The 24,896-nt window shown below is 71.3% G+C and carries 26 protein-coding genes; 24 read left to right on the forward strand and 2 right to left on the reverse strand.

What is annotated here, in order from left to right; genetic code table 11:
* From ACX6XY_RS01330 to ftsH, 3 genes are all read left to right on the forward strand, one after another.
* Window positions 1-1,397: ACT domain-containing protein (locus tag ACX6XY_RS01330; protein WP_460325343.1), on the forward strand; the 1,397-nt coding region annotated here is incomplete at its 5' end.
* A gap of 222 nt (window positions 1,398-1,619) precedes the next feature.
* Window positions 1,620-3,170: a signal recognition particle protein gene (gene ffh / locus ACX6XY_RS01335; protein WP_460325345.1), complete on the forward strand. Its 1,551-nt coding sequence runs from the start codon at window positions 1,620-1,622 to the stop codon at window positions 3,168-3,170.
* Between the two features lie 145 nt (window positions 3,171-3,315).
* Window positions 3,316-5,229 (forward strand): ATP-dependent zinc metalloprotease FtsH, encoded by a 1,914-nt coding sequence (ftsH, locus tag ACX6XY_RS01340; RefSeq protein WP_460325347.1) that lies wholly within the window; start codon window positions 3,316-3,318, stop codon window positions 5,227-5,229.
* On the opposite strand, the gene ACX6XY_RS01345 is transcribed toward ftsH, so the two are convergent.
* Complete coding sequence (locus ACX6XY_RS01345; RefSeq protein WP_460325349.1) at window positions 5,213-6,094, reverse strand: SAM-dependent methyltransferase; 882 nt, start codon at window positions 6,092-6,094, stop codon at window positions 5,213-5,215. The genes ftsH and ACX6XY_RS01345 overlap by 17 nt on opposite strands.
* A gap of 119 nt (window positions 6,095-6,213) precedes the next feature.
* Here ACX6XY_RS01345 and proS point away from each other — a divergent pair, with 119 nt between their 5' ends.
* From proS to ACX6XY_RS01435, 18 genes are all read left to right on the forward strand, one after another.
* A complete protein-coding gene (gene proS / locus ACX6XY_RS01350; protein ID WP_460325351.1) occupies window positions 6,214-7,629 on the forward strand; it encodes a proline--tRNA ligase in 1,416 nt (471 codons plus the stop codon).
* Window positions 7,630-7,887: 258 nt separating this feature from the next.
* The gene (locus tag ACX6XY_RS01355; RefSeq protein ID WP_460325353.1) at window positions 7,888-8,481 is read left to right on the forward strand and encodes a hypothetical protein; all 594 of its coding nucleotides are present in this window, start codon (window positions 7,888-7,890) and stop codon (window positions 8,479-8,481) included.
* 204 nt (window positions 8,482-8,685) lie between these two features.
* Complete coding sequence (gene rpsP, locus ACX6XY_RS01360; RefSeq protein ID WP_460325355.1) at window positions 8,686-9,117, forward strand: 30S ribosomal protein S16; 432 nt, start codon at window positions 8,686-8,688, stop codon at window positions 9,115-9,117.
* Between the two features lie 2 nt (window positions 9,118-9,119).
* On the forward strand, window positions 9,120-9,359 hold the full coding sequence (locus ACX6XY_RS01365; protein ID WP_460325357.1) for an RNA-binding protein: 240 nt from the start codon (window positions 9,120-9,122) through the stop codon (window positions 9,357-9,359).
* Window positions 9,360-9,452: 93 nt separating this feature from the next.
* The gene (gene rimM / locus ACX6XY_RS01370; protein ID WP_460325359.1) at window positions 9,453-10,037 is read left to right on the forward strand and encodes a ribosome maturation factor RimM; all 585 of its coding nucleotides are present in this window, start codon (window positions 9,453-9,455) and stop codon (window positions 10,035-10,037) included.
* Window positions 10,037-10,858: a tRNA (guanosine(37)-N1)-methyltransferase TrmD gene (trmD, locus tag ACX6XY_RS01375; protein ID WP_460325361.1), complete on the forward strand. Its 822-nt coding sequence runs from the start codon at window positions 10,037-10,039 to the stop codon at window positions 10,856-10,858. Before rimM ends, trmD begins: the two co-directional genes overlap by 1 nt.
* A gap of 132 nt (window positions 10,859-10,990) precedes the next feature.
* Complete coding sequence (gene rplS / locus ACX6XY_RS01380) at window positions 10,991-11,341, forward strand: 50S ribosomal protein L19 (RefSeq protein ID WP_460325363.1); 351 nt, start codon at window positions 10,991-10,993, stop codon at window positions 11,339-11,341.
* Window positions 11,342-11,425: 84 nt separating this feature from the next.
* Window positions 11,426-12,145, forward strand: a complete 720-nt coding sequence (gene lepB, locus ACX6XY_RS01385; RefSeq protein WP_460325365.1) for a signal peptidase I — start codon at window positions 11,426-11,428, stop codon at window positions 12,143-12,145.
* Window positions 12,138-13,163, forward strand: coding sequence for a signal peptidase I (gene lepB, locus ACX6XY_RS01390; protein WP_460325367.1), 1,026 nt, complete (start codon window positions 12,138-12,140; stop codon window positions 13,161-13,163). The genes lepB (ACX6XY_RS01385) and lepB (ACX6XY_RS01390) overlap by 8 nt, the downstream gene beginning before the upstream one ends.
* Window positions 13,111-14,100 (forward strand): signal peptidase I, encoded by a 990-nt coding sequence (lepB, locus tag ACX6XY_RS01395; RefSeq protein ID WP_460325369.1) that lies wholly within the window; start codon window positions 13,111-13,113, stop codon window positions 14,098-14,100. The genes lepB (ACX6XY_RS01390) and lepB (ACX6XY_RS01395) overlap by 53 nt, the downstream gene beginning before the upstream one ends.
* A 96-nt stretch (window positions 14,101-14,196) precedes the next feature.
* Complete coding sequence (gene lepB / locus ACX6XY_RS01400; protein ID WP_460325371.1) at window positions 14,197-14,949, forward strand: signal peptidase I; 753 nt, start codon at window positions 14,197-14,199, stop codon at window positions 14,947-14,949.
* Window positions 14,939-15,466: an NUDIX hydrolase gene (locus ACX6XY_RS01405; RefSeq protein ID WP_460325372.1), complete on the forward strand. Its 528-nt coding sequence runs from the start codon at window positions 14,939-14,941 to the stop codon at window positions 15,464-15,466. The genes lepB (ACX6XY_RS01400) and ACX6XY_RS01405 overlap by 11 nt, the downstream gene beginning before the upstream one ends.
* Window positions 15,467-15,521: 55 nt before the next feature.
* Entirely contained in the window at window positions 15,522-15,830 is a 309-nt protein-coding gene (locus ACX6XY_RS01410) for a DUF2469 domain-containing protein (protein ID WP_355811750.1), read from the forward strand.
* Between the two features lie 127 nt (window positions 15,831-15,957).
* Window positions 15,958-16,335, forward strand: coding sequence for a YraN family protein (locus ACX6XY_RS01415; protein ID WP_460325375.1), 378 nt, complete (start codon window positions 15,958-15,960; stop codon window positions 16,333-16,335).
* 1 nt (window position 16,336) lies between these two features.
* The gene (locus tag ACX6XY_RS01420; protein WP_460325377.1) at window positions 16,337-17,959 is read left to right on the forward strand and encodes a YifB family Mg chelatase-like AAA ATPase; all 1,623 of its coding nucleotides are present in this window, start codon (window positions 16,337-16,339) and stop codon (window positions 17,957-17,959) included.
* A complete protein-coding gene (gene dprA, locus ACX6XY_RS01425; protein WP_460325379.1) occupies window positions 17,956-19,188 on the forward strand; it encodes a DNA-processing protein DprA in 1,233 nt (410 codons plus the stop codon). Before ACX6XY_RS01420 ends, dprA begins: the two co-directional genes overlap by 4 nt.
* Before the next feature lie 274 nt (window positions 19,189-19,462).
* A complete protein-coding gene (gene whiG / locus ACX6XY_RS01430; RefSeq protein ID WP_460325381.1) occupies window positions 19,463-20,299 on the forward strand; it encodes an RNA polymerase sigma factor WhiG in 837 nt (278 codons plus the stop codon).
* Window positions 20,300-20,363: 64 nt separating this feature from the next.
* Entirely contained in the window at window positions 20,364-20,921 is a 558-nt protein-coding gene (locus ACX6XY_RS01435; RefSeq protein WP_460325765.1) for a TetR/AcrR family transcriptional regulator, read from the forward strand.
* Here ACX6XY_RS01435 and ACX6XY_RS01440 read toward each other — a convergent pair.
* On the reverse strand, window positions 20,875-21,678 hold the full coding sequence (locus ACX6XY_RS01440) for a peptidoglycan DD-metalloendopeptidase family protein (RefSeq protein WP_460325383.1): 804 nt from the start codon (window positions 21,676-21,678) through the stop codon (window positions 20,875-20,877). The two genes, ACX6XY_RS01435 and ACX6XY_RS01440, sit on opposite strands and share 47 nt — an antisense overlap.
* A 308-nt stretch (window positions 21,679-21,986) precedes the next feature.
* On the opposite strand from ACX6XY_RS01440, the gene rpsB reads away from it, so the two are divergent.
* The 3 genes from rpsB (at window position 21,987) to pyrH (ending at window position 24,799) form a co-directional block, all read left to right on the forward strand.
* Window positions 21,987-22,883, forward strand: coding sequence for a 30S ribosomal protein S2 (gene rpsB / locus ACX6XY_RS01445; RefSeq protein WP_460325385.1), 897 nt, complete (start codon window positions 21,987-21,989; stop codon window positions 22,881-22,883).
* Window positions 22,884-23,021: 138 nt separating this feature from the next.
* Window positions 23,022-23,858, forward strand: a complete 837-nt coding sequence (tsf, locus tag ACX6XY_RS01450) for a translation elongation factor Ts (protein WP_460325387.1) — start codon at window positions 23,022-23,024, stop codon at window positions 23,856-23,858.
* Window positions 23,859-24,043: 185 nt separating this feature from the next.
* Window positions 24,044-24,799, forward strand: coding sequence for a UMP kinase (gene pyrH, locus ACX6XY_RS01455; protein ID WP_460325389.1), 756 nt, complete (start codon window positions 24,044-24,046; stop codon window positions 24,797-24,799).
* The last annotated feature ends 97 nt before the right edge of the window (window positions 24,800-24,896 follow it).

The raw sequence follows: 24,896 nt of genomic DNA on the forward strand, positions 1-24,896 counted from the left end.
CCGCCGCGCAGGCCGGTCTGCCGCTGTCCCCGCACGCCGTACGCCGCCTCGCGGGCGCCGGATGCCCGCTGCCCGCGCCCTGGCCCGCCGAGGCCAGGGAACAGCTGGTGACGCTGCTCGGCGCGGGCCGCAGCACGGTCGACGTATGGACGGCGCTAGAGGCCGAAGGCCTGATCACCCGGATGCTGCCGGACTGGGAACGGGTGCGCTGCCGCCCCCAGCGCAACCCCGTGCACACCTGGACCGTCGACCGGCACCTGGTCGAGACGGCGGTGCGCGCGTCCGAGCTGACCCGCCGCGTCGGACGCCCCGATCTGCTGCTGGTCGCGGCCCTGCTGCACGACATCGGCAAGGGCTGGCCGGGCGACCACTCCCTGGCGGGCGAGACCATCGCGCGCGACATGGCGACCCGGATCGGCTTCGACCGCGCCGACGCGGCCCAGCTCGCCTGCCTCGTACGGCACCACCTGCTGCTCGTCGAGACGGCCACCCGGCGCGATCTGGACGACCCGGCGACCGTACGGGCGGTCGCGGACGCCGTCGGCTCCGTGTCGACCCTGGAGCTGCTGCACGCGCTGACCGAGGCGGACGCGCTGGCCACCGGGCCCGCCGCCTGGTCGTCGTGGCGCGGGTCCCTGGTGGCCGACCTGGTCAAGCGGGCCTCGGCGGTACTGGCCGGGGACGCGCCCGACGAACCGGAGCCCGCGGCGCCCACCGCGGAACAGGAGCGGCTGGCCGTGGAGGCCTTCCGTACCGGCGGCCCGGTGCTCGCGCTGCGGGCCCAGCCGGAGCCGGTGCCGGACGGCGACGCGGTCGGCGACCCCGAGCCGCTCGGCGTGGAGCTGCTGATCGCGGTGCCGGACCAGCCGGGCGTGCTGTCCGCGGTCGCCGGGGTGCTGGCGCTGCACCGGCTGACCGTGCGCACCGCGGAGGTGCGCGGCCTGGCGCTGCCGGAGGACCTGGGCAGGGAGGTCCTGCTGCTCGACTGGCGGGTGGCGGCCGAGTACGGCTCGCTGCCGCAGGCCGCCCGGCTGCGGGCGGATCTCGTACGGGCCCTGGACGGCTCCCTCGACATCCCGGCCCGGCTGGCCGAGCGCGAGGCCGCGTATCCGCGCCGCCGCGGCGTCCCGGCCCCGCCGCCGCGGGTGACGGTCGCCCCGACCGGCTCCCGGCTGGCGACGGTGATCGAGGTACGCGCCCAGGACGCACCGGGCCTGCTGCACCGGATCGGGCGGGCGCTGGAGGACGCGGACGTGCGGGTGCGGAGCGCGCACGCGTCCACGTTGGGCGCCAACGCCGTGGACGCTTTCTACGTCACAGGCCCTGACGGGGCACCCCTGCCGAGGGAGGAGGCGACGACGGTGGCACGGGCGTTGGAGGAGGGCCTGCGGGCGTGACCCCAGGGTCATCTCCGACGTTTGTTTGATGTGGTCCCCGCCGACGCGGGGATGGTCCCCCGGCGCAACAGGTCGTGAAGATCGGCAACGCCTCGTCCCCGCCCGCGCGGGGTTTCGCCCTCGCCCGCCAGATCAGGTGGGCGAGGGCTTTGCACTTCCGCGGCCAGATACCCTGGAAGGCGATCTGCCCGCCCGCCCCCGACCCGAGGACTCGCGACCGCCGTGTTCGATACTCTCTCCGACCGCCTCGCAGCGACTTTCAAGAACCTCAGGGGCAAGGGCCGCCTGTCCGAGGCGGACATCGATGCCACGGCGCGTGAGATCCGTATCGCGCTCCTTGAGGCGGACGTCGCCCTCCCCGTCGTCCGGGCCTTCATCAAGCAGGTCAAGGAACGGGCAGCGGGGACCGAGGTCTCGCAGGCCCTCAATCCCGCCCAGCAAGTGGTCAAGATCGTTAACCAGGAATTGGTGACGATCCTCGGCGGCGAGACCCGGCGCCTGCGCTTCGCCAAGAACCCGCCCACCGTGATCATGCTCGCGGGTCTGCAGGGCGCCGGTAAGACCACGCTGGCCGGAAAGCTGGGCCGCTGGCTCAAGGGTCAGGGCCACTCGCCGCTGCTCGTCGCCTGCGACCTCCAGCGCCCGAACGCGGTGAACCAGCTGAGCGTCGTCGCCGAGCGCGCGGGCGTCGCGGTGTACGCGCCGCAGCCGGGCAACGGCGTCGGCGACCCGGTGCAGGTCGCCAAGGACTCCATCGAGTTCGCCAGGACCAAGGTCCACGACGTCGTCATCGTCGACACCGCGGGCCGCCTCGGCATCGACCAGGAGATGATGCAGCAGGCCGCGGACATCCGTGACGCCGTCAGCCCGGACGAGGTCCTCTTCGTCGTCGACGCGATGATCGGTCAGGACGCGGTCAACACCGCCGAGGCCTTCCGCGACGGCGTCGGCTTCGACGGCGTCGTGCTCTCCAAGCTCGACGGCGACGCCCGCGGCGGCGCCGCGCTCTCCATCGCGCACGTCACCGGCAAGCAGATCATGTTCGCCTCCAACGGCGAGAAGCTGGACGACTTCGACGCGTTCCACCCGGACCGCATGGCGTCCCGCATCCTCGGCATGGGCGACATGCTCAGCCTCATCGAGAAGGCCGAGCAGACCTTCAGCCAGGCCGAGGCCGAGAAGATGGCGGCCAAGCTCCAAAAGGGCCCCAAGGAGTTCACGCTCGACGACTTCCTGGCCCAGATGGAGCAGGTCAGGAAGATGGGCAGCATCAGCAAGCTGCTCGGCATGCTCCCCGGCATGGGGGAGATGAAGAGCCAGATCGACAATCTCGACGAGCGGGACGTGGACCGCACCGCCGCGATCATCAAGTCGATGACCCCGGCCGAGCGCAACGAGCCGACGATCATCAACGGCTCGCGGCGCGCGCGTATCGCCAAGGGCTCGGGCGTCGAGGTCAGCGCCGTGAAGAACCTCGTCGAGCGGTTCTTCGAGGCCCGCAAGATGATGTCGAAGATGGCCCAGGGCGGCGGCATGCCGGGGATGCCCGGCATGCCGGGCATGGGCGGCGGTCCCGGTCGGCAGAAGAAGAAGCAGAAGCAGGCCAAGGGCAAGCAGCGCTCCGGCAACCCGATGAAGCGCAAGCAGCAGGAGCTGGAGGCGGCCAAGCGCCGCGAGGAGCAGGCGCAGCAGGGCGGCGCGTTCGGGATGCCGGGCGGCCAGCAGGCGCAGGACTTCGAGCTGCCGGACGAGTTCAAGAAGTTCATGGGCTGAGCCCAGCAGCACGGCCGGTAAGTCGGTCGGCAGCGCGGCCGGTGACACGGCCGGTAAGGGGCGTCCTCCCTGGAGGGCGCCCCTTACTCGTTGTCATGACCCACCGGGAATGCCGGGATTGTCCCGTGCGTCGATAATGGCCAGCGTGACCAGTCCCGTGCCTCCACGCGACCGCACCGACCAGCCGTGGCGCTCCGAGGGAGCGCCGTCGCCACCGCCCAAGCGGAAGATGCGCTGGACCGGCCTGATCCTGACGGCGCTGCTCGTCTATCTGGCCACCAACCTCGTGCTGTCCTTCTTCGGCGACGACGAGCCCACGACGATCTCGTACACCGAGTTCAGCAGCCAGGTCACCGGCGGCAACGTCGAGAAGATCTACGCCAAGGGCGACCAGATCCAGGGCAACCTGAAGAAGGCCGCGGACGTGCCCGACGGGGACAAGGGCACCTACGACAGGTTCACCACCCAGCGCCCCAGCTTCGCCGAGGACAAGCTCTGGGACGAGCTGACCGAGCAGAAGGTCGAGGTCACCGCCGAGCCGGTGTTCGAGGAGCCCAGCCTGCTCAGCAACCTGCTGATCTCGCTGCTGCCGATCCTGCTGCTGGTGGCGCTGTGGCTGTTCATCGCCCGGCGGATGGCGGCGGGCCTGGGCGGGGCCGGCGGCATGCTCGGCCGCAAGGCCCCGCCCAAGCCGGTCGAGCTGGAGGCGGGCCAGCGCACCACCTTCGCGGACGTCGCGGGCATCGACGAGGTGCAGGGCGAGCTGAACGACGTCGTCGACTTCCTCAAGAACCCCGACTCCTACCGCAGGATGGGCGCCAAGATGCCGCGCGGAGTCCTGCTGGCCGGTGCGCCCGGTACCGGCAAGACGCTGCTCGCACGGGCGGTCGCGGGCGAGGCTCAGGTGCCGTTCTTCTCGGCCTCGGCCTCGGAGTTCATCGAGATGATCGTGGGGGTGGGCGCGTCGCGGGTGCGGGAGCTGTTCGCGGAGGCCCGCAAGGTGGCGCCGTCCATCATCTTCATCGACGAGATCGACACCATCGGCCGGGCCCGCGGCGGCGGCTCCGGGATGGGCGGCCACGACGAGCGCGAGCAGACCCTCAACCAGATCCTGACCGAGATGGACGGCTTCTCCGGCTCCGAGGGCGTGGTGGTCATCGCGGCCACCAACCGCGCCGACGTCCTGGACCCGGCCCTGACCCGGCCGGGCCGCTTCGACCGTACCGTCCAGGTCAGCCCGCCGGACCGGGGCGGCCGGGAGGCCATCCTGCGGATTCACACCCGCGAGATCCCGCTGGCCGAGGACGTCGACCTCGCCCAGGTGGCCCGTACGACACCGGGGATGACCGGCGCCGACCTGGCCAACCTGGCCAACGAGGCGGCCCTGATCGCGGTCAAGCGGAGCCAGCCCGCGGTCACCCAGTCAGACCTCTCCGACGCCCTGGAGAAGATCCAGCTCGGCGCCGAGCGTCCGCTCGTGATGACCGACGAGGACCGCCGCCGTACCGCGTACCACGAGAGCGGCCACGCGCTGCTCGGCATGCTCCAGCCGGGCGCCGACCCGGTCCGCAAGATCACCATCGTGCCGCGCGGGCGGGCGCTCGGCGTGACGCTGTCGACGCCCGAGGCCGACAAGTACGCGTACACCGAGGAGTATCTGCGCGGGCGCATCATCGGCGCGCTGGGCGGGATGGCGGCCGAGCACGTCGTCTTCGACGTCATCACGACGGGCGCCGAGAACGACCTCGAACAGGTGACGGGCATCGCGCGGGGGATGGTGGCGCGCTGGGGCATGAGCCAGCGGGTCGGCCGCCTGTCCGCGCTGCCGAACGACGGCCAGCAGCCCTACGGGCTCGCGGCGGCCCCGGCGACGCTCGACGTGGTCGACCACGAGATGCGGCGCATCGTCGACGAGTGCTACGAGAGCGCCTGCGACCAGCTCCGGGAGCATCGCGACAAGCTGGACGCGCTGGCGGCCGCGCTGCTGGAGAACGAGACGCTGGAGGAGGCGGAGGCGTACCGCGCGGCGGGCATCACCCGGCTCACGAAGGACGGGTGAACGGGCGCGTGTGCGCGATGAGGTAACGGAAGGCGTTCGCCATCCACACCGTCCCGTCCCGCCGCAGATGGGGCCGCAGCGCTTCCGTGAGCTCCTTCGCCACCCGCTCCGGATCCGTCGCCTCGATCGCCGCGTCGCACAGCCCGGTCGACAGCAGCCCGCGCACCGCACTGCCTGCATCGGCGTACCCGAAGGGGCAGGCCACATGCCCCTGGCGGGCCGCCCGCAGCCCGGCCCGCCGGGCCACACCCTCCAGGCCGTCCCGCGGCGCGGGACGCCGACCGGCCGTCGCGGGCGACGGATCGGCCAGCCGCGCCGCCGCCCGCAGCACTGACGCGGTGGCGCAGCGCTCGGGCGGTCCCCAGCCCGTCAGCACCACCGGGGCGCGGTGCTCGGCGAGCGGCACGGCCCGCTCCAGCAGGGCGACGAGGCCCGCGCCGTCCCCGGCCGCGCGGCCGATCGGCTGGAAGGCGGTCACCAGGTTGTACGCGGGTCGGCTCGCCGCGGTCGCCGCCTCCTCCGCCCGGTCGGGGGTCTGGCCGAGCAGCCGGGCGGCCGGGCCCCGCGAGGCCGGTTCAGGCCCTGGCGACAGCCGCTCACGGGCCAGCGCGAGCTGTTCGGGGGCGTCCGGCTCGACACCGGTCACCGTCGCGCCTCGGGACGCCGCGAGCAGCAGCGCGAGCCCGGAACCGCAGCCGAGGCCGAGCAGTCTGGTGCCCGCGCCGACTCCGAGCCGCTCGTATACGGCTTCGTAGAGCGGCACCAGCATCCGCTCCTGGATCTCCGCCCAGTCCCGCGCGCGTACGCGCGCGTCCGTTCGTTCCGTCCGCTCCGTTCGGTCTGTGTGGACGAGCGTGGGTGTCATCGACAGTGCCCCAATCGACGCGAGGTGACGAGTGGTGACGCTCGCTGCCCCCCGTATGCCAGAGAACTCCCCATCCGCCACGGCGTCCAGGGGGTCGGGCCGAGCCGTACCATGCGCCCATGGCGAAGGCTCCCGTTCTCACGCCCCGTGCCGACGACTTCCCCCGCTGGTACCAGGATCTGGTCAACAAGGCCGAGCTGGCCGACAACGGTCCGGTACGCGGCACCATGGTCATCCGGCCGTACGGCTACGCCCTGTGGGAGCGGATGCAACAGGAGATGGACGCCCGCATCAAGGAGACGGGCACCCAGAACGCGTACTTCCCGCTGTTCATCCCGCAGTCCTACCTGACGAGGGAAGCCGAGCACGTGGAGGGCTTCGCGCCCGAACTCGCCGTCGTCACGCACGGCGGCGGCAAGGAGCTGGAGGAGCCCGTCGTGGTCCGCCCCACCTCCGAGACGATCATCAACGAGTACTTCTCGAAGTGGGTGCGGAGCTACCGCGACCTGCCCCTCCAGATCAACCAGTGGGCGAACGCGGTCCGCTGGGAGCTGCGCCCGCGCCTGTTCCTGCGCACGTCGGAGTTCCTGTGGCAAGAGGGGCACACCGCCCACGCCACGTACGAGGAGGCGCGCGACTTCGCCGCCCGCATCCATGAGCACGTCTACGGGGCCTTCATGCGCGACGTGCTGGCGATGGACTTCGTCCTGGGCCGCAAGACGGCCAGGGAGCGCTTCGCGGGCGCGCTCAACACCCGCACGCTCGAAGGCATGATGGGCGACGGCAAGGCCCTCCAGCTCGGCACCAGCCACGAGCTCGGCCAGAACTTCGCCAGGGCCTTCCACACCCGGTACCTGTCCAAGGAGGGCACCCAGGAACTGGTCTGGCAGACCTCCTGGGGGACGACGACCCGCATGATCGGCGCCCTGGTGATGATGCACGGCGACGACGACGGGCTGCGCGTCCCGCCCCGCCTCGCGCCCGTGCAGGCCGTCGTCCTGGCCGTCAAGGGCGACGACGCCGTCCGCGCCGGGGTCCGCGAGATCGGCGACGCCCTGCGGGCCGCGGGCGTCCGGGTCCAGGTCGACGACCGCACCGACGTCCCCTTCGGGCGCCGCGCCGTCGACTGGGAGCTCAAGGGCGTGCCCGTACGCGTCGAAGTCGGCCCGCGCGACCTGGAGAGCGGCACGGCGATGCTGGCCCGCCGCATTCCCGGCGGCAAGGAGGCCGTCGCCGTCGACGGCCTGGCGGCGCTGCTTCCCACGGTCCTCGAAGAGGACCAGAAGCTGCTCCTCAGCCAGGCCCGTGCCCGCCGCGAGTCCCGGACCTCGGACGTCACCACGCTCGACGAGGCCCTGGAGGCCACGGCCGCCGGGGGCTGGGCGCGCATCCCGTGGGCCACGCTCGGCGCGGAGGGCGAGGCGAAGCTCGCCGAGCACGCGGTGTCCGTACGGTGTCTGGTCGCTGAGGACGGGGCGGTGCCGGACGCGGACGGCGCACCCGGTAACGTCGCTTTGGTCGCCCGCGCGTACTGAGGGGCGCACGCCGGGAGTTACCAGGCTGAAATGTCTCTTGCGCAACTGATGAGAACGGGTTACCCGGCGCGCGGACCGGGGTTACGCGCTGGGGCGTACGCGCCACTACGTACCACCTTGCTGCGAACGCGTGGCTTCTCCGCAGATCAGCGCACACGCCGTCGTCGTGACGCATGAGTAGCAACCGACTGGTACGTGCAAATTATTTGAGATGCCCCGTAATAGGAACACCGAGGGCCCCCGGCTCGTTATCACGACGTGAGCACGACACCACCTGTTCTCGCCGCAGAGCTGGCACAGGCGTGGGCCGACATTCAGCGGCACCACCCCGAGCTGCCGGACCTTGCCGCGCCCGAATCCCTGATCGGAGAGTCGTCGTCCGCCTGTGGCGCCGAGCTCTCCTTCGAGCGACTGCTGCACGAGGCAGTCCACGGCATCGCCGCCGCGCGCGGCGTCCGGGACACCTCACGCGCCGGCCGCTACCACAACCGCCGCTTCCTGGCGATCGCGGAGGAGCTGGGCCTGGACCATCCCGAGGAACCGCACCCGAGCAGCGGCTTCTCCCTGGTCTCGCTCAACCCCGAGGCCAGGAAGCGCTACCGCCCGACGATCGAGCGCTTGCAGCGCGCCGTCCAGGCACACGACGTCGCGACGTCCGACGACACCGCACGCAGCTTCCGGGGGCCCGCCGCGCGGCACGGCTCGTCCGGCGGCGGCGTACGGGTCAAGGCGGTCTGCGACTGCGGACGCAACGTCCGCGTGGTGCCGTCGGTGCTCGCCCAGGCGCCGATCGTGTGCGGCGGCTGTGGCAAGCCCTTCCGCATCCCCGAGGTGGTGGCCGCCGGGAGATGACGCACGCGGCTGGACCCCGGAGGCGGCCCGGCACCGGGGTCGGCCGCCCTCGATGGCGTATGGCACAATGACTAGCTGTACTCGACAGCCGCACAGGAACCCTCTCATCCTCCGGCTGACGCGTCCATCGGGCACTCGGGTACCGCAACCCCACGTGGCATCTCGTTGTGCCCCACCACGTCAAGACCAGGAGACACCACTCCAGTGGCAGTCAAGATCAAGCTGAAGCGTCTGGGCAAGATCCGTTCGCCTCACTACCGCATCATCGTCGCCGACTCCCGTACCCGCCGTGACGGCCGGGCCATCGAGGAGATCGGCCTGTACCACCCGGTGCAGAACCCCTCGCGCATCGAGGTCGACTCCGAGCGTGCCCAGTACTGGCTGTCCGTCGGCGCCCAGCCGACCGAGCCGGTCATGGCCATCCTGAAGCTCACCGGCGACTGGCAGAAGCACAAGGGCCTGCCGGCCCCGGCGCCGCTGCTGCAGCCGGAGCCGAAGGCCGAGCGCCCGAGCTTCGACGCGGTCGCCGTCGCCGACGAGCCGAAGGGTGAGGCCATCACCCAGAAGGCGAAGAAGTCCGACAAGAAGGCGGACGAGGCCGAGAAGGCCGAATCCACCGAGTCGACCGAGGCCTGAGCATGCTCGAGGAGGCTCTCGAGCACCTCGTGAAGGGCATCGTCGACAACCCCGACGATGTGCGGGTCGCCTCGCGTGACCTGCGCCGCGGGCGCGTCCTCGAGGTACGGGTGCACCCCGACGACCTCGGCAAGGTGATCGGCCGCAACGGCCGCACCGCACGCGCCCTGCGTACCGTCGTGGGCGCTATCGGCGGCCGCGGTGTCCGCGTCGACCTCGTCGACGTCGACCAGGTTCGCTGAACCATCGCAGCACCGGCTCGGGCCGGGGAGGGCTTTCGAGCCGTCCCCGGCCCGACGTCGTAGGAGAGCAGGCTCTGACAGGAGAGAACGCACGTGCAGCTGGTAGTCGCGCGGATCGGCCGCGCCCATGGCATCAAGGGCGAGGTCACCGTCGAGGTACGCACCGACGAGCCGGAACTGCGGCTCGCGCCCGGCGCCGTACTGGCCACCGACCCGGCGACCGCCGGGCCGCTGACCATCGAGACCGGCCGGGTGCACAGCGGCCGTCTGCTGCTGCGCTTCGCGGGCGTCCGTGACCGCGACGCCGCCGAGGCGCTGCGCAACACCCTGCTCATCGCCGAGGTCGACCCGGACGAGCGGCCCGAAGACCCGGACGAGTACTACGACCACCAGCTGGTGGACCTGGACGTGGTGCTCACCGACGGCACCGAGGTCGGCCGGATCACCGAGATCTCGCACCTGGCCGCGCAGGACCTGTTCATCGTGGAGCGCCCGGACGGCAGCGAGGTGATGATCCCCTTCGTTGAGGAGATCGTGACCGGGATCGACCTGGCGGAGCAGCGGGCCGTCATCGACCCGCCGCCGGGACTGATCGACGACCGCGCGGAGATCGCGTCCGCGCGCGAGGAGTCCGGGCACGCGGGGGCCGGGCGCGGCGAGCCGGGGGACCAGGACTGATGCGGCTCGACGTCGTCACGATCTTCCCCGAGTACCTGGAGCCCCTGAGCGTCTCCCTCGTCGGCAAGGCACGCGCGCGTGGGCAGCTGGACGTCCATGTGCACCACCTGCGGGAGTGGACGTACGACCGGCACCACACGGTCGACGACACGCCCTACGGCGGCGGCCCCGGCATGGTCATGAAGACCGACCCCTGGGGCGACGCCCTCGACGCCCTCCTGGCCGACGGCTACGAGGCAGGCGCCGCCGGGCCCGCCCTGGTCGTGCCGACCCCGAGCGGCCGCCCGTTCACACAGGAGCTCGCCGTCGAGCTCTCCGAGCGCCCCTGGCTGGTCTTCACGCCCGCGCGCTACGAGGGCATCGATCGCCGCGTCATGGACGAGTACGCGACCCGGATGCCGGTGTACGAGGTGTCCATCGGCGACTACGTGCTGGCCGGCGGCGAGGCCGCGGTCCTGGTGATCACCGAGGCGGTGGCCCGGCTGCTGCCCGGCGTACTCGGCAACGCCGAATCCCACCGTGACGACTCCTTCGCGCCCGGCGCGATGGCCAACCTGCTCGAAGGGCCGGTGTACACCAAGCCGCCCGAGTGGCGCGGCCGCGGCATCCCGGACGTCCTGCTGAGCGGCCACCACGGCAAGATCGCGCGCTGGCGGCGGGACGAGGCGCTGCGGCGTACCGCGCTCAACAGGCCCGACCTGCTGGAACGTTGCGACGCGGCCGACTTCGACAAGAAGGACCGCGAGACGCTGTCCATCCTCGGCTGGGCGCCCGAGCCCGGCGGCCGATTTTGGCGCAAGGTCCAGGACGTGGAAGAATAGGCCGCTGCTGTACGTCCAGCGTGCGCCCCTGCCACAGGGGGACACGACGCCCGCCTGACGCCGTCAGCACCCCGAGACTCATTCACGATATTCCGCCGATGACCTGTGGCATCGGCGAGGAAGTAGACGATCATGGCTCACCTGCTCGACTCCGTCGACGCCGCGTCGCTGCGGACCGACGTCCCGGCCTTCCGTCCGGGTGACACGGTCAACGTCCACGTGCGCGTCATCGAGGGCAACCGCTCCCGTGTGCAGCAGTTCAAGGGCGTAGTCATCCGCCGCCAGGGCGCTGGCGTCCGCGAGACCTTCACGGTCCGCAAGGTCTCGTTCTCCGTCGGCGTCGAGCGCACCTTCCCGGTGCACACCCCGATCGTCGAGAAGATCGAGCTCGTCACCAAGGGCGACGTCCGCCGCGCCAAGCTGTACTACCTCCGTGACCTGCGCGGCAAGGCCGCGAAGATCAAGGAGAAGCGCGAGAACTGATCTCGCGCCGGGGCCTGGTCCGCTGGCCGGGCCCCGGACCCGTCAGGGCCGTCGGCCGGAGCGGCCGGTTAGGCTCAGGCCCTGATGGACAGCCGAGCACAGCACACGGAGCGCGATCACTCTCCCGAACCCGCCGACCACGCGGGGGACGGCGAGGGGTCGCGCTCCGTGCGTGTGTCGCCGTATCTGTCGTGCCGGATCGCCCGGCGGCGGACGTGGCTCAGTTGGCGCGCGGTCGCCGCGGTCGGCGCCGCCTGCCTGGCGTTCCTGCTGCTCGTCAGCTACGTGGTGCAGCCGTTCCAGATCCCCAGCAGCTCCATGGAGCCCACCCTCTGGGCCGGAGACCGGGTGCTGGTCAACAAGTTGGCGTACCGTTTCGGTTCCGAGCCTCAGCGGGGTGATGTCGTCGTCTTCGACGGCACTGACGCGTTCGGTGACTCCGACTACATCAAGCGCGTCGTCGGGGTCGGCGGTGACCGGGTGGTCTGCTGTGGCGAGGAGGGGAGCCTCACGGTGAACGGCGAGCCGGTGGACGAGCGGGCGTACCTCTACCCGAGAGACGAACCGTCGGCGGTGCCGTTCGACGTCGTGGTGCCGGAAGGGACCCTGTTCGTTCTCGGCGACCACCGCGCCAGGTCCAGTGACTCGCGCGACCGGCTCGGCAAGCCCGGCGGCGGCATGGTGCCCGTCGACACCGTGATCGGCAGGGCCGACTGGATCGGCTGGCCGCTGAACCGCTGGACGTCCCTGGACCGCCCGTCGAGCTTCGCGCGCGTGCCCGCGCCGGACGGCGCGCATGGGTAGCCGTGGACGGCCACGGGCGGACCGCGGCGTCGACACCCGGCTGCCCACCGGGACCCGGCCGACCAGCGCCCCGGTACCGGCCGGGCGGGCCGAGCGGCGCAAGCTGGCCCGCAAGGTGCGGCGGCGCCGACGGCGTTCCGTGTTCAAGGAGATACCCCTGCTGATCGGCGTCGCGGCGCTGATCGCCCTGGTGCTGAAGACCTTCCTGGTCCAGGCCTTCGTCATTCCCTCGGGGTCGATGGAACAGACGATCAACATCGGCGACCGCGTACTGGTCGACAAACTGACTCCGTGGTTCGGCTCCAGGCCACAGCGCGGCGACGTGGTCGTCTTCAAGGATCCGGGTGACTGGCTCGCGGACGAGTCGCCGGGACGACGGCAGGACGACCCGATCGGCGTCAAGCAGGCCAAGAAGGCCCTGGCCTTCATCGGGCTGCTGCCGTCCGACGACGAACAGGACCTGATCAAGCGGGTCGTCGGGGTGGGCGGTGACCGGGTGACGTGCTGTGACGACAGCGGCCAGGTCACCGTCAACGGTGTCGCGCTCAACGAGCCGTACCTGAAGCAGAACGCACCGCCCCGCACCTTCGACGTGACCGTGCCACAGGGCCGTCTGTTCGTCCTGGGAGACCACCGCGACAACTCGGCGGACTCCCGCTTCCACCTGGACGAGGCGTTCAACGGCACGGTCTCCGAGGACGGCGTCGTCGGCACGGCGAAGGTCATCGCCTGGCCGGTCGGGCACTGGCGCACCCTTGAGGAGCGTGAGACATACGCCTCGGTTCCGGACGCCGGGGACGCGCGTGGCGAGTCGGCCACGGCGATCGGCGTGTCGCATAGGGTGGTCTCCAATGATTTGACCACGAGGATCCCCCTCCCGACTCCTGCGGAACTCCCGCTCGTTATGGGAGTGGTAGGCCTGCGTCGCGCATGGGACAGGCAGTGGCACGGAACGAGGAGTGGATGTGGGGGACTTGGCCGTCGGTGCACGATCAGGACACGACGAACCCGAAGGTGAACGCGAAGTGAGCAGCGGCGGTTCCGAACCCGAGGGCCCCCAGGCCGGGGGCTCCGAGTCCGCGGACGCCGAATCCAGGGACTCCAGGGACTCGGCATCCGATGATTCGGCAGGCGGTGACTCGGCCTCCGGGGACGCCGAATCCAGGAAGTCCCAGCCCAAGAAGCCACGCTCCTTCTGGAAGGAGCTGCCGCTGCTCATCGGGATCGCCCTGATCCTCGCACTGCTGATCAAGACCTTCCTGGTCCAGGCCTTCTCGATCCCGTCGGACTCGATGCAGAACACCCTGGAGCGCGGCGACCGGGTGCTGGTCGACAAGCTGACCCCGTGGTTCGGCGCGGAGCCCGAGCGCGGCGAGGTCGTGGTCTTCCGTGATCCGGGGGACTGGCTCCAGGGCGAGCCGACCCCTGATCCCAACGCGTTTCAGACGGTGCTGAGCTTCATCGGCCTGATGCCGTCGGCCGAGGACAAGGACCTGATCAAGCGGGTCGTCGGGGTCGCCGGTGACACGGTGGAGTGCAAGGGGACCGGGCCGCTGACGGTCAACGGCAAGCCGCTGGACGAGCAGTCGTACGTCACGATGGGCACGCCCTGCACCGACATCAATGACGGCGGCATCTTCAAGGTCACGGTGCCCGAGGGCAACCTCTGGGTGATGGGCGACAACCGCCAGAACTCCAGCGACTCGCGCTACCACCGACAGGAACCGGGCGGCGGCTTCGTCCCGGTCGACAACGTGGTGGGTCGCGCGTTCGTGAAGGCCTGGCCGGTCAACCGCTGGGGCACCCTGCCGGTGCCCGGCACCTTCGACCAGTCCGGCATCAACGCCGCGGGCGTGACGGCGGCCGCGGCGCCCGGAGCACTGGGGCTCGCCGGTGCGGTGCCGCTGGTGCTCTGGCGCAGGCGGAGGCTTTCTGGCGGCGGTACCGCCGGGTAGGGTGCCGTCCCAGATCGCCGATCTTCCCTGGGGTGTGGCGCGGACGGGCCGTCCGCGCCGGCGCGTCCGGGGTCGCCTCTGAGACACGGGGACGGGATGAGCAGAGCAGCACCACGTACGGACGAGAGTCGCGGCAGGCTCGGCGGCGTGCTGTCGTCGGTCGCGGTGGCGCTCGGCTGCGTCCTCTTCCTCGGCGGCTTCGTCTGGGGCGCGATCCTCTATCAGCCGTACACGGTGCCCACGGAGTCGATGGCGCCGACCATCGACAGTGGCGACCGGGTGCTGGCCGAGCGGATCGACGGCGGTGAGGTGCGCCGCGGCGATGTCGTGGTGTTCACCGAGCAGAGCTGGGGCAGCGGCGTGCCGATGGTCAAGCGCGTGGTCGGCGTCGGCGGTGACACGGTCGCGTGCTGTGACGCGGACGGTCGGCTCTCGGTCAACGGCACATCGATCGAAGAACCGTATCTGCGTGCCACGGACCCGTCCGACGCCACACCGATCCCCGCGACGACCGTGCCCGAAGGGCGGCTCTTCCTGCTCGGCGACGAGCGCGGCGGCTCACTGGACTCCCGCTCACATCTGGACGAGGCAGGCCAGGGCTCGGTGCCGCGCGACGCAGTGACGGCCAGGGTCGACGCCGTGGCCTGGCCGATGGGCGGGATGCTGGAGCGGCCCAGCGGCTTCGGGGAACTCGGCGCGCTGTCCTCGCCGGGGCCGCTGCGGCTGGTACTCGGCACGGTGCTGGCCGGGGCGGTGCTGATCTTCGGCGGGGCCGCGTACGGGCCGGTGGCGGGGTTCCTCGGCCGTCGGCGGGGCGATCGCGACGGGGTGCGCTCGCGTGGCCGCTGAACCCGAGGGGCCCGCGCGGGCCCTGCGCAAGGTGGCGCGGGTAGTGCTGCTCGACCCGCGGGACCGCGTCCTGCTGCTGCACGGACACGAGCCGGGCGACCCCGCCGACGACTGGTGGTTCACGCCGGGCGGCGGCGTCGAGGGCGACGAGACCCGCGAGCAGGCCGCGCTGCGGGAACTCGCCGAGGAGACCGGCATCACGGATGCCGAGCTCGGCCCCGTGCTCTGGCGGCGGGTGTGCTCTTTCCCGTTCGCCGGGCGGCGCTGGGACCAGGACGAGTGGTACTTCCTGGCCCATACGGCACAGGACGCGCCGACCGCGACACCCGCGACGGTCGGCGGTGGGCTGACCGAGCTTGAGCGGCGCAGCGTCGCCGGGCTGCGGTGGTGGACGTGGCGGGAACTGGCGGCCTGCCATGAGACGGTGTATCCGACCAGGCTCGCCGAGCTGCTGCGCAGGCTGCTTGACGAGGGTCCTCCGAGCAGTCCCGTGGTCCTTGACACCGAAATCGTCTAGGGGCGCGCGAGGCTGGCGCACAATAGGGGGACGCACGGCTGAAGGGGAACATGCCATGAGCGCCGAGGACCTCGAGAAGTACGAGACCGAGATGGAGCTCAAGCTCTACCGCGAGTACCGCGATGTCGTCGGTCTGTTCAAATACGTGATCGAGACCGAGCGGCGTTTCTACCTCACCAACGACTACGAGATGCAGGTGCACTCGGTGCAAGGTGAGGTGTTCTTCGAGGTCACCATGGCCGACGCCTGGGTATGGGACATGTACCGGCCAGCCAGATTCGTGAAGCAGGTCCGCGTCCTCACGTTCAAGGACGTGAATATCGAGGAGCTCAACAAAAGCGACCTCGAACTGCCGAGCAGCTGACATCCGCACCTCGGCCGGCGTCCCGCCCGCTGGGGCGTGACGGAGTTATCCACAACTGACGGGTTGTCCACCAAGATCCACTCGTCGGGCGGAGATGCGTCACATTCGGTGCCGGAGGTGGTGCCGTATGAACGCACAGGGGGCACTCGGCAAGTACGGCGAGCAGCTCGCCGCCCGGCGGCTGGTCGAAAGCGGAATGACCGTCCTGGCCCGCAACTGGCGAAGCGGCCGGGGCGGCGAGGTCGACATCGTCGCGCTGGACCGCGATGTACTGGTCATCTGCGAGGTCAAGACCCGAAGAGCCGGCCCCGACGAGCGGCGGCCCTTTGAAGATCCCATGGCGGCCGTCACACCGGTGAAGACGGACCGCCTGCGCGACCTGGCCGAGCGCTGGCTGGCCAGGCACGGCGGGCCGCCCGCGGGCGGAGTGCGAATCGACCTGGTGGGCGTCCTGCTGCCATGGCGCGGGGCCCCCGTCGTCGACCATGTGCGGGGGGTGGCCTGAGATGGGCTTCGCACGCACCTGCTCGGTGGCGCTGGTCGGCGTCGAGGGCGTCGTGGTCGAGGTGCAGGCGGACCTGGAGCCGGGTGTGGCGGCGTTCACTCTGGTCGGGCTGCCCGACAAGAGCCTCACCGAGAGCCGGGACCGGGTGCGCGCGGCCGTGGTGAACTCCGACGCCGAGTGGCCCCAGAAGAAACTCACGGTCGGTCTCAGCCCCGCCGCCGTGCCCAAAGCGGGCAGCGGATTCGATCTCGCCATCGCCGCGGCGACACTGGGCGCGGCCGAGCGGATCGACCCGCGGGTGCTGGCCGACATCGTCATGATCGGCGAGCTGGGCCTGGACGGCCGGGTGCGCCCGGTGCCCGGAGTGCTGCCCGCGGTGCTGGCGGCGGCCGAGGCGGGTTACGCCAAGGTGGTCGTTCCGGAGCGCACGGCGGCCGAGGCGTCCCTGGTGCCCGGCGTCTCGGTGCTGGGCGTACGGAGCCTGCGACAGCTGATCGCGGTGCTCACGGACGAGCCGGTGCCCGAGGAGGAGCCCGACGACCCCGGCCGCCCCGATCCGTCCCTGGCCGCGCTCACCGTGCCCGGCGCCGGGGCGGGCACGGGCCTCAGCGCCCAAGCGGCGAACCGGGAACACCAGCAGGACCTCGCCGACGTGGTGGGCCAGGGCCCGGCTCGGGCGGCGATCGAGGTCGCCGCGGCGGGCGGGCACCACCTCTTCCTGTCCGGGCCGCCCGGCGCGGGCAAGACGATGCTCGCGGAGCGGCTGCCGTCCGTCATGCCCCCGCTGACCCGGCAGGAGTCCCTGGAGGTGACCGCGGTCCACTCGGTGGCGGGCATACTCCCGCCAGGCCGCCCCCTGATCGAGATCCCGCCGTACTGCGCCCCGCACCACTCGGCCACCATGCAGTCGCTGATCGGCGGCGGGAACGGCCTGCCACGTCCGGGGGCTGTCTCGCTGGCGCACCGCGGAGTGTTGTTCCTGGACGAGGCGCCGGAGTACAGCCCCAAGGCGTTGGACGCGCTCAGACAGCCCCTGGAGGCCGGACATGTCATCGTCGCACGGGCGGCGGGCGTGGTCCGGCTGCCCGCGAAGTTCCTCATGGTCCTGGCGGCCAACCCCTGCCCCTGCGGCAGGTACAGCCTGGTCGGAGAGTCCTGTGACTGCCCGCCCTTCGTGATCCGCCGCTACCAGGCCCGGCTGTCCGGGCCGCTGCTGGACCGGGTGGACCTCAAGGTCGCCGTCGAGCCGGTCACCCGCTCGGAGCTGACCGGCCAGGCGGGACAGGGCGAGTCCACCGAGACCGTGGCGCACCGGGTGCGGGAGGCCAGACAGCGGGCCGCCGCCCGGCTGTCGGACACGCCCTGGCAGACCAACAGCGAAGTGCCCGGCCATGAGCTGCGGACCCGCTGGCAGGCCGCCCCCGGCGCGCTCGCCGAAGCCGAGCGGGACCTGGAGCGGGGGCTGCTCACCGCCCGTGGCCTGGACCGGGTGCTGCGGATCGCATGGACGATCGCCGACCTGGCCGCGCACGCCAGACCGGACGAACAGGACGTGATGCTGGCGCTTCAGCTGCGCACGGGCGTGTCACGCGGAGTGCCGATGGCGGTCGGAGGCGGGGCGTGACAGGCCCGGAGGAGACACACGGCAGCCAGGGTACGGACGCGGTGGCCCTGGGGGAGGGGGAGCGGACGGCCAGGGTCGCGCTGACCCGAGTCCTGGAACCCGGCGACGACGTGGGCGGCCAGTGGCTGCGCTCATACGGGGCGCGCGGCCTGATGGAGCGGCTCAGAGCGGGGGCCGAGCTGTTTCCGCGGGTGACGGCGGCCCGTAGGGAAGGGCTGCGCGGGCGGGCCGCCGCGGCCCGCCCGGAACGCGACCTGGAGACGGCGGCCGCGGCCGGGGCGCGGTTCGTCTGTCCCGGAGACGCCGAATGGCCCGCGCAGCTGGACGACCTGGGGTGCGCGCGGCCCGTAGGGCTCTGGGTCCGCGGCCGGGCCTCGCTGCGGCTGTGGGCGCTGCGGTCCGTGGCCGTCGTCGGCTCCCGAGCCTGCACGGAGTACGGAGCCCGGATGGCGACCCGGCTCGGCGCGGGGCTCGCCGAGCTCGGCTGGGTCGTGGCGTCCGGCGGAGCCTACGGTGTGGACGGCGCCGGGCATCGGGGAGTCCTGGGCGCGGGCGGGGCCACCGTGGCGGTGCTCGCCAGCGGAGTCGACGTCCCCTACCCGCGCGGGCACCTCAGACTGCTCGACCGGATCGCCGAACAGGGGCTGCTCGTAGGAGAGTTACCGCCCGGCGACCACCCCACGGCATACCGCTTCATCCAGCGCAACCGCGTCATCGCGGCGCTCACTCGGGGCACGGTCGTCGTCGAGGCGGCGTGCCGCAGCGGAGCCCTCGTGACGGCGCGCAGGGCGCGGTCGCTCGGCCGTCACACGATAGGGGTACCCGGTCCGGCCACCAGCGGCCTGTCCGACGGAGTGCACCAACTCCTGCGGGGTGAAGGGGTGCTGGTCACCAGCGCCGCCGAGATCGTGGAGCTGGTGGGGTCCATGGGTGACCTCGCTCCGGAGCGGCGCGGTCCCGTGGTGCCCAGGGATCTGCTCGGGCCGCAGGCGGCGCGGGTGCTCGCCGTGCTGCCGGCTGGCGGGGAGATGGCGGTGCGGGACATCGCGCACGGCGCGGCGACCACGCCGGATGACGCCGTCGGCAGGCTGTACGAACTCCAGTCCCTGGGGTTCGTCGAACGACACGGCGACAACTGGAAGTTGACACGCCAGACGACGCAGACTGTCTTTTCGTCTCATGAACGGAGGTGGTCAGAGGGCTTCCGCCGTCCGGGTGATCCCCGATGACCTTGGCGGACGGCCGCCCGGCCGCGGCCGCCGACGGGTGAAACGGCACGGTGGGCCGACCGGCTGAACGTATCTGCCCATACCCGATCCCCTACTCTTCGCAGACTGCGACGCCGCAGTCACGCTACGCTCACATGGCTCCCGGCCCCCGACCGCGACGTATCCCCTCTCAGCCTCCCCCCTCGGTCCCCCTCGGTCCCCCTCGGTCCCTCAATTCCGCCCTCACTCCCTCCAGTTCACCCCAGTGCCCCAGTTGGACGACGCAAGGCGACGAATGCCCCAGCACACCTCCGGGTCTGACCGGGCGGCTGTTCCGCCAGCTGCCCGCGGCAGCGTGCGGCCGCCCGCACCCTCGTCGCTCGACGAGTTGTGGCGCTCGTACAAGGCGACGGGCGACGGACGGTTGCGCGAGCAGCTGATCCTGCACTACTCACCGCTGGTGAAATACGTCGCGGGCCGGGTGAGCGTCGGGCTGCCGCCCAACGTCGAACAGGCGGACTTCGTCTCCTCCGGGGTGTTCGGACTGATCGACGCCATCGAGAAGTTCGACATCGAGCGGGAGATCAAGTTCGAGACGTACGCGATCACCCGCATCCGCGGCGCGATGATCGACGAACTCCGCGCCCTGGACTGGATTCCGCGCTCGGTGCGGCAGAAGGCGCGCAACGTCGAACGCGCCTACGCCACACTCGAGGCGCAGCTGCGCCGCACGCCGTCCGAAGGCGAGGTCGCCGCCGAGCTGGGCATCGGACTGGAGGAACTGCACACGGTCTTCAGTCAGTTGTCGCTGGCCAACGTGGTGGCCCTGGAAGAACTGCTGCACGTCGGGGGCGAGGGCGGCGACCGGCTCAGCCTGATGGACACGCTGGAGGACACCTCGGCGGACGACCCGGTTGAGGTCGCCGAAGGCCGCGAGCTGCGCCGACTCCTCGCGCGGTCCATCAACACCCTCCCGGAACGCGAGAAGACCGTGGTCACGCTCTACTACTACGAGGGACTCACGCTCGCCGAGATCGGCCATGTGCTCGGGGTGACCGAGAGCCGGGTCAGCCAGATCCACACCAAGTCGGTGCTCCAGCTCAGGGCGAAGCTGGCGAGCTTCGGCCGGTGAATCGGTCCTGCCCCCGGTGTCGGCTCCGTAAAGTGGAAACGTGCCAAGGATTCGAGCGGCCTCCGTGGCCGAGCACCGGTCGATGCAGCGCGGCGCCCTGCTGGACGCCGCGCGTTCCCTGCTGTCCGAAGGCGGTACGGACGCCCTGACGTTTCCCGCGCTGGCCGAGCGCACGGGCCTGGCCCGGTCCTCCGTCTACGAGTACTTCCGCTCCCGCGCGGCGGTCGTGGAGGAACTCTGCGAGGTCGACTTCCCCGTGTGGGCGGCGGAGGTCCAGACCGCGATGGAGCAGGTCTCGGCTCCCGAGGACAAGGTCGAGGCGTATGTCAGGGCACAGCTCGCGCTGGTCGGTGACCGGCGGCACCGCGCGGTGGTCGCGATCTCCTCCAGCGAGCTGGACGCGGGCGCCCGCGAGAAGATCCGGGCCGCGCACGGCGGCCTGGTCGCGATGATCGTCGAAGCACTCGACACGCTGGGGCACGCGCAGCCGCGGCTGGCGGCGATGCTTCTGCAGGGCATCGTCGACGCGGCGGTCCGCCGCGTCGAGGCGGGCGCGGCGGAGGATTCGGCGGCGATCACCGACGCGGCGGTGTCGCTCGCGCTGCGCGGGGTACGGGGCTGACGTCCGGCCCCTCTCCCACCGCGGGCGGCTCCGGCACCCCGAACACCGGGAGCAGACGGGACGGGCCGCGCGGCGGGAGGAGCGAGAGCGGGTCGAGGTAGCGGTGGGCGCGGCGTAGCCCCCAGTGCAGACAGGTGGGCGCGCAGTGGGCCGCCTCCCGCGACAGCACCCCGACCACCTCGCCCGCCTCGACCGCGTCGCCCTTTTCGACTTGGGCGCGCACCGGCTCGTAGGTGGTGCGCAGCGGCGGCTCCCCGGTCCCGGCGAGCTCGATCGACACCACCGGGCGCCCCGCGACCCGCCCCGCGAACGCCACCCGCCCGGCCGCCACCGCCCGTACCGCCGCGCCGGGCGAGCCCGCGAGATCCACCCCACGGTGTCCGGGCCCGTACGGCGAGGCGGGCGGCTCCCAGCCCCGCAGCACCGCGGGCCGCTCGCCGACCGGCCACCCCCGCCGCCCGCCCGGCCGTCCCCGTTCTCCGCCCGGCCGTTCTCCGCCCGGCCGTTCTCCGCCCGGCCGTTCTCCGCCCGGCCGTTCTCCGCCCGGCCGGGCCTCGGCCGGCTGCTCCCTGGCCGACTGGACCCGCTCCTCGTCTTCCGCGGCCACGGCAGCCCCCACCACGCCCACGCCCACGCCCATGCCCATGCCCACGCCCACCCCCGATCCCACGCGCCCCCCGGTCCCGGCCGCGACCAGTGCCGCGCCCAGCACCACAAACAGGACGGCGCACAGCAGCGCTCTCTTCGTCTCGTTCATTCCGGAACCGTGGCACCAGCCGCCCCCACCGCGCTGATCATGGCCCGGATCTGTGGACAACTCCCCGGTTGTGGACAGCGGCGTCACCCGGTACCTCGCGGGTCCCGTACACTTCTTGTGGCGATCCGGGTCACCGGGTCGACTTCGCACGCCCCGACGTCGAGGCCATGAGCCCCGCTCACCAGCATCGACGCCAGCGTCCCTCGGTCCCGTATGCGGCCTGCCCCCGGCTGGCCCGCATATGTGGCACGGCACGCGCAGGGGTGTCAGGACTTAACCGAGAACCTAGAACACCAAGGAGTACGGCCATGGCCGTCGTCACGATGCGGGAGCTGCTGGAAAGCGGCGTCCACTTCGGTCACCAGACCCGTCGTTGGAACCCGAAGATGAAGCGCTTCATCTTCACGGAGCGCAACGGCATCTACATCATCGACCTGCTCCAGTCGCTGTCGTACATCGACCGCGCCTACGAGTTCGTCAAGGAGACCGTCGCCCACGGCGGCACGGTCATGTTCGTCGGCACCAAGAAGCAGGCCCAGGAGGCCATCGCCGAGCAGGCCACCCGCGTGGGCATGCCCTACGTGAACCAGCGCTGGCTCGGCGGCATGCTGACCAACTTCTCGACCGTCTACAAGCGCCTGCAGCGCCTGAAGGAGCTCGAGCAGATCGACTTCGAGGACGTGGCCGCCTCCGGCCTCACCAAGAAGGAGCTGCTGGTCCTCTCCCGCGAGAAGGCCAAGCTGGAGAAGACCCTCGGCGGTATCCGCGAGATGCAGAAGGTGCCCAGCGCCGTCTGGATCGTGGACACCAAGAAGGAGCACATCGCGGTCGGCGAGGCCCGCAAGCTGAACATCCCGGTCGTCGCCATCCTCGACACCAACTGCGACCCCGACGAGGTCGACTACAAGATTCCGGGCAACGACGACGCGATCCGCTCCGTCACCCTGCTCACCCGCGTGATCGCCGACGCCGTCGCCGAGGGCCTCATCGCCCGCTCCGGCGGTGCCGGTGAGGGCAAGGGCGAGAAGGCCGCCGGTGAGCCGCTGGCCGAGTGGGAGCGCGACCTGCTCGAGGGCGAGAAGAAGGCCGACGCCGAGAAGGCCGACGCCGAGAAGCCCGCCGAGGCCCCGGCCGCCGAGGCCGAGAAGCCGGCCGAGGCCGCCGCCGAGGCCCCGGCCGCGGACGACGCCGCCAAGCAGGCCTGACCTCCCCAGGGACACCGGGGAACCGGTCACAGACGCGGTAGTTGACGGCGGGGGCGGCATGCCGCCCCCGCCGTTCACCCGTAGCTCTGTCCACCCGTAGATCTTCAGACTTCGCTTCGAGAGAGAATTCCGAGAATCATGGCGAACTACACCGCCGCTGACGTCAAGAAGCTCCGCGAGCTCACCGGCGCCGGCATGATGGACTGCAAGAAGGCGCTGGACGAGGCCGAGGGCAACGTCGACAAGGCCGTCGAGGCCCTGCGCATCAAGGGCCAGAAGGGCGTCGCCAAGCGCGAGGGCCGCTCCGCCGAGAACGGCGCCGTGGTCTCCCTCATCGCCGACGACAACACCTCCGGCGTCATCGTCGAGCTGAAGTGCGAGACCGACTTCGTCGCCAAGGGCGAGAAGTTCCAGGCCGTCGCGAACTCCCTCGCCGCGCACGTCGCCAAGACCTCCCCGGCCGATATCGAGGCGCTGCTCGCCTCCGAGATCGAGCCCGGCAAGACCGTTCAGGCGTACGTCGACGAGGCCAACGCCAACCTCGGCGAGAAGATCGTCCTGGACCGCTTCGCGCAGTTCGCCGGCGGCTTCGTCACCGCGTACATGCACCGCACGATGCCCGACCTGCCCCCGCAGATCGGTGTCCTCGTCGAGCTCGACAAGGCCGACGCCGAGGTCGCCAAGGGCATCGCCCAGCACATCGCCGCCTTCGCGCCCAAGTACCTCTCCCGCGAGGACGTCCCGGCCGAGGTCGTCGAGGCCGAGCGCCGCGTCGCCGAGGAGACCACCCGCGCCGAGGGCAAGCCCGAGGCCGCCCTCCCGAAGATCGTCGAGGGTCGCGTCAACGGCTTCTTCAAGGACGCCACCCTGCTCGGCCAGCCGTACGCGCTGGACAACAAGAAGACCGTCCAGAAGGTCCTGGACGAGGCCGGTGTCACCCTGAAGCGCTTCTCGCGCATCAAGGTCGGCATCTGAGTCCGTACCGCGATCGACTGTAGACCCCGCTAGGGTCTACAGCAGCCGTCCGGCGACGACCTTTCGTACGGACCCTCGTACGCGCCGGACGACCGCAGATCTGACGAGGAGGCCATTGCCGCTGAGGGACGATTGACATCCCACCGGCAATGGCCTCTTCGTATGTGCACCACTAGGAGATTCCCATGACCAAGTCCGACAGCAGCGGCGACGGCAAAAAGACCGGCCGCTATCTCCTGAAACTCTCCGGCGAGGCGTTCGCCGGCGGCGGCGGTCTGGGTGTCGACCCGGACGTGGTGCACACCATCGCGCGGGAGATCGCCTCCGTCGTGCGCGACGGAGCCCAGATCGCGGTCGTGCTCGGCGGCGGCAACTTCTTCCGCGGCGCCGAGCTGCAGCAGCGCGGCATGGACCGGGCCCGCTCCGACTACATGGGCATGCTCGGCACCGTGATGAACTGCCTGGCCCTCCAGGACTTCCTGGAGAAGGAGGGCATCGACTCGCGGGTCCAGACCGCCATCACCATGGGGCAGGTCGCCGAGCCGTACATCCCGCTGCGCGCCGTACGCCACTTGGAGAAGGGCCGCGTCGTGATCTTCGGCGCGGGCATGGGCATGCCGTACTTCTCCACCGACACCACGGCCGCCCAGCGCGCTCTGGAGATCAACGCCGAGGCGATGCTCATGGGCAAGAACGGCGTCGACGGGGTCTACGACTCCGACCCCAAGACCAACCCCGACGCCGTCAAGTTCGACGCTCTCGGGTACGGCGAGGTCATCACCCGCGACCTGAAGGTCGCCGACATGACCGCCATCACCCTGTGCCGGGACAACAAGCTGCCCATCCTCGTTTTCGAACTGCTGGCCGCAGGCAATATCGCGCGCGCGGTCAAGGGTGAGAAGATCGGCACGCTCGTGAGCGACCAGGGCACCCGGAGCTGATCCGGGGGCCTCCCCGAGGGATAGACAAAGCCCTGCCGGTCGGACACCGTGCAGGAAAGAGACGCGACGCAGCCGGCCGCCCCGTGCATGCCGGGCC

The sequence above is a fragment of the Streptomyces sp. O3 genome, from assembly GCF_054788135.1.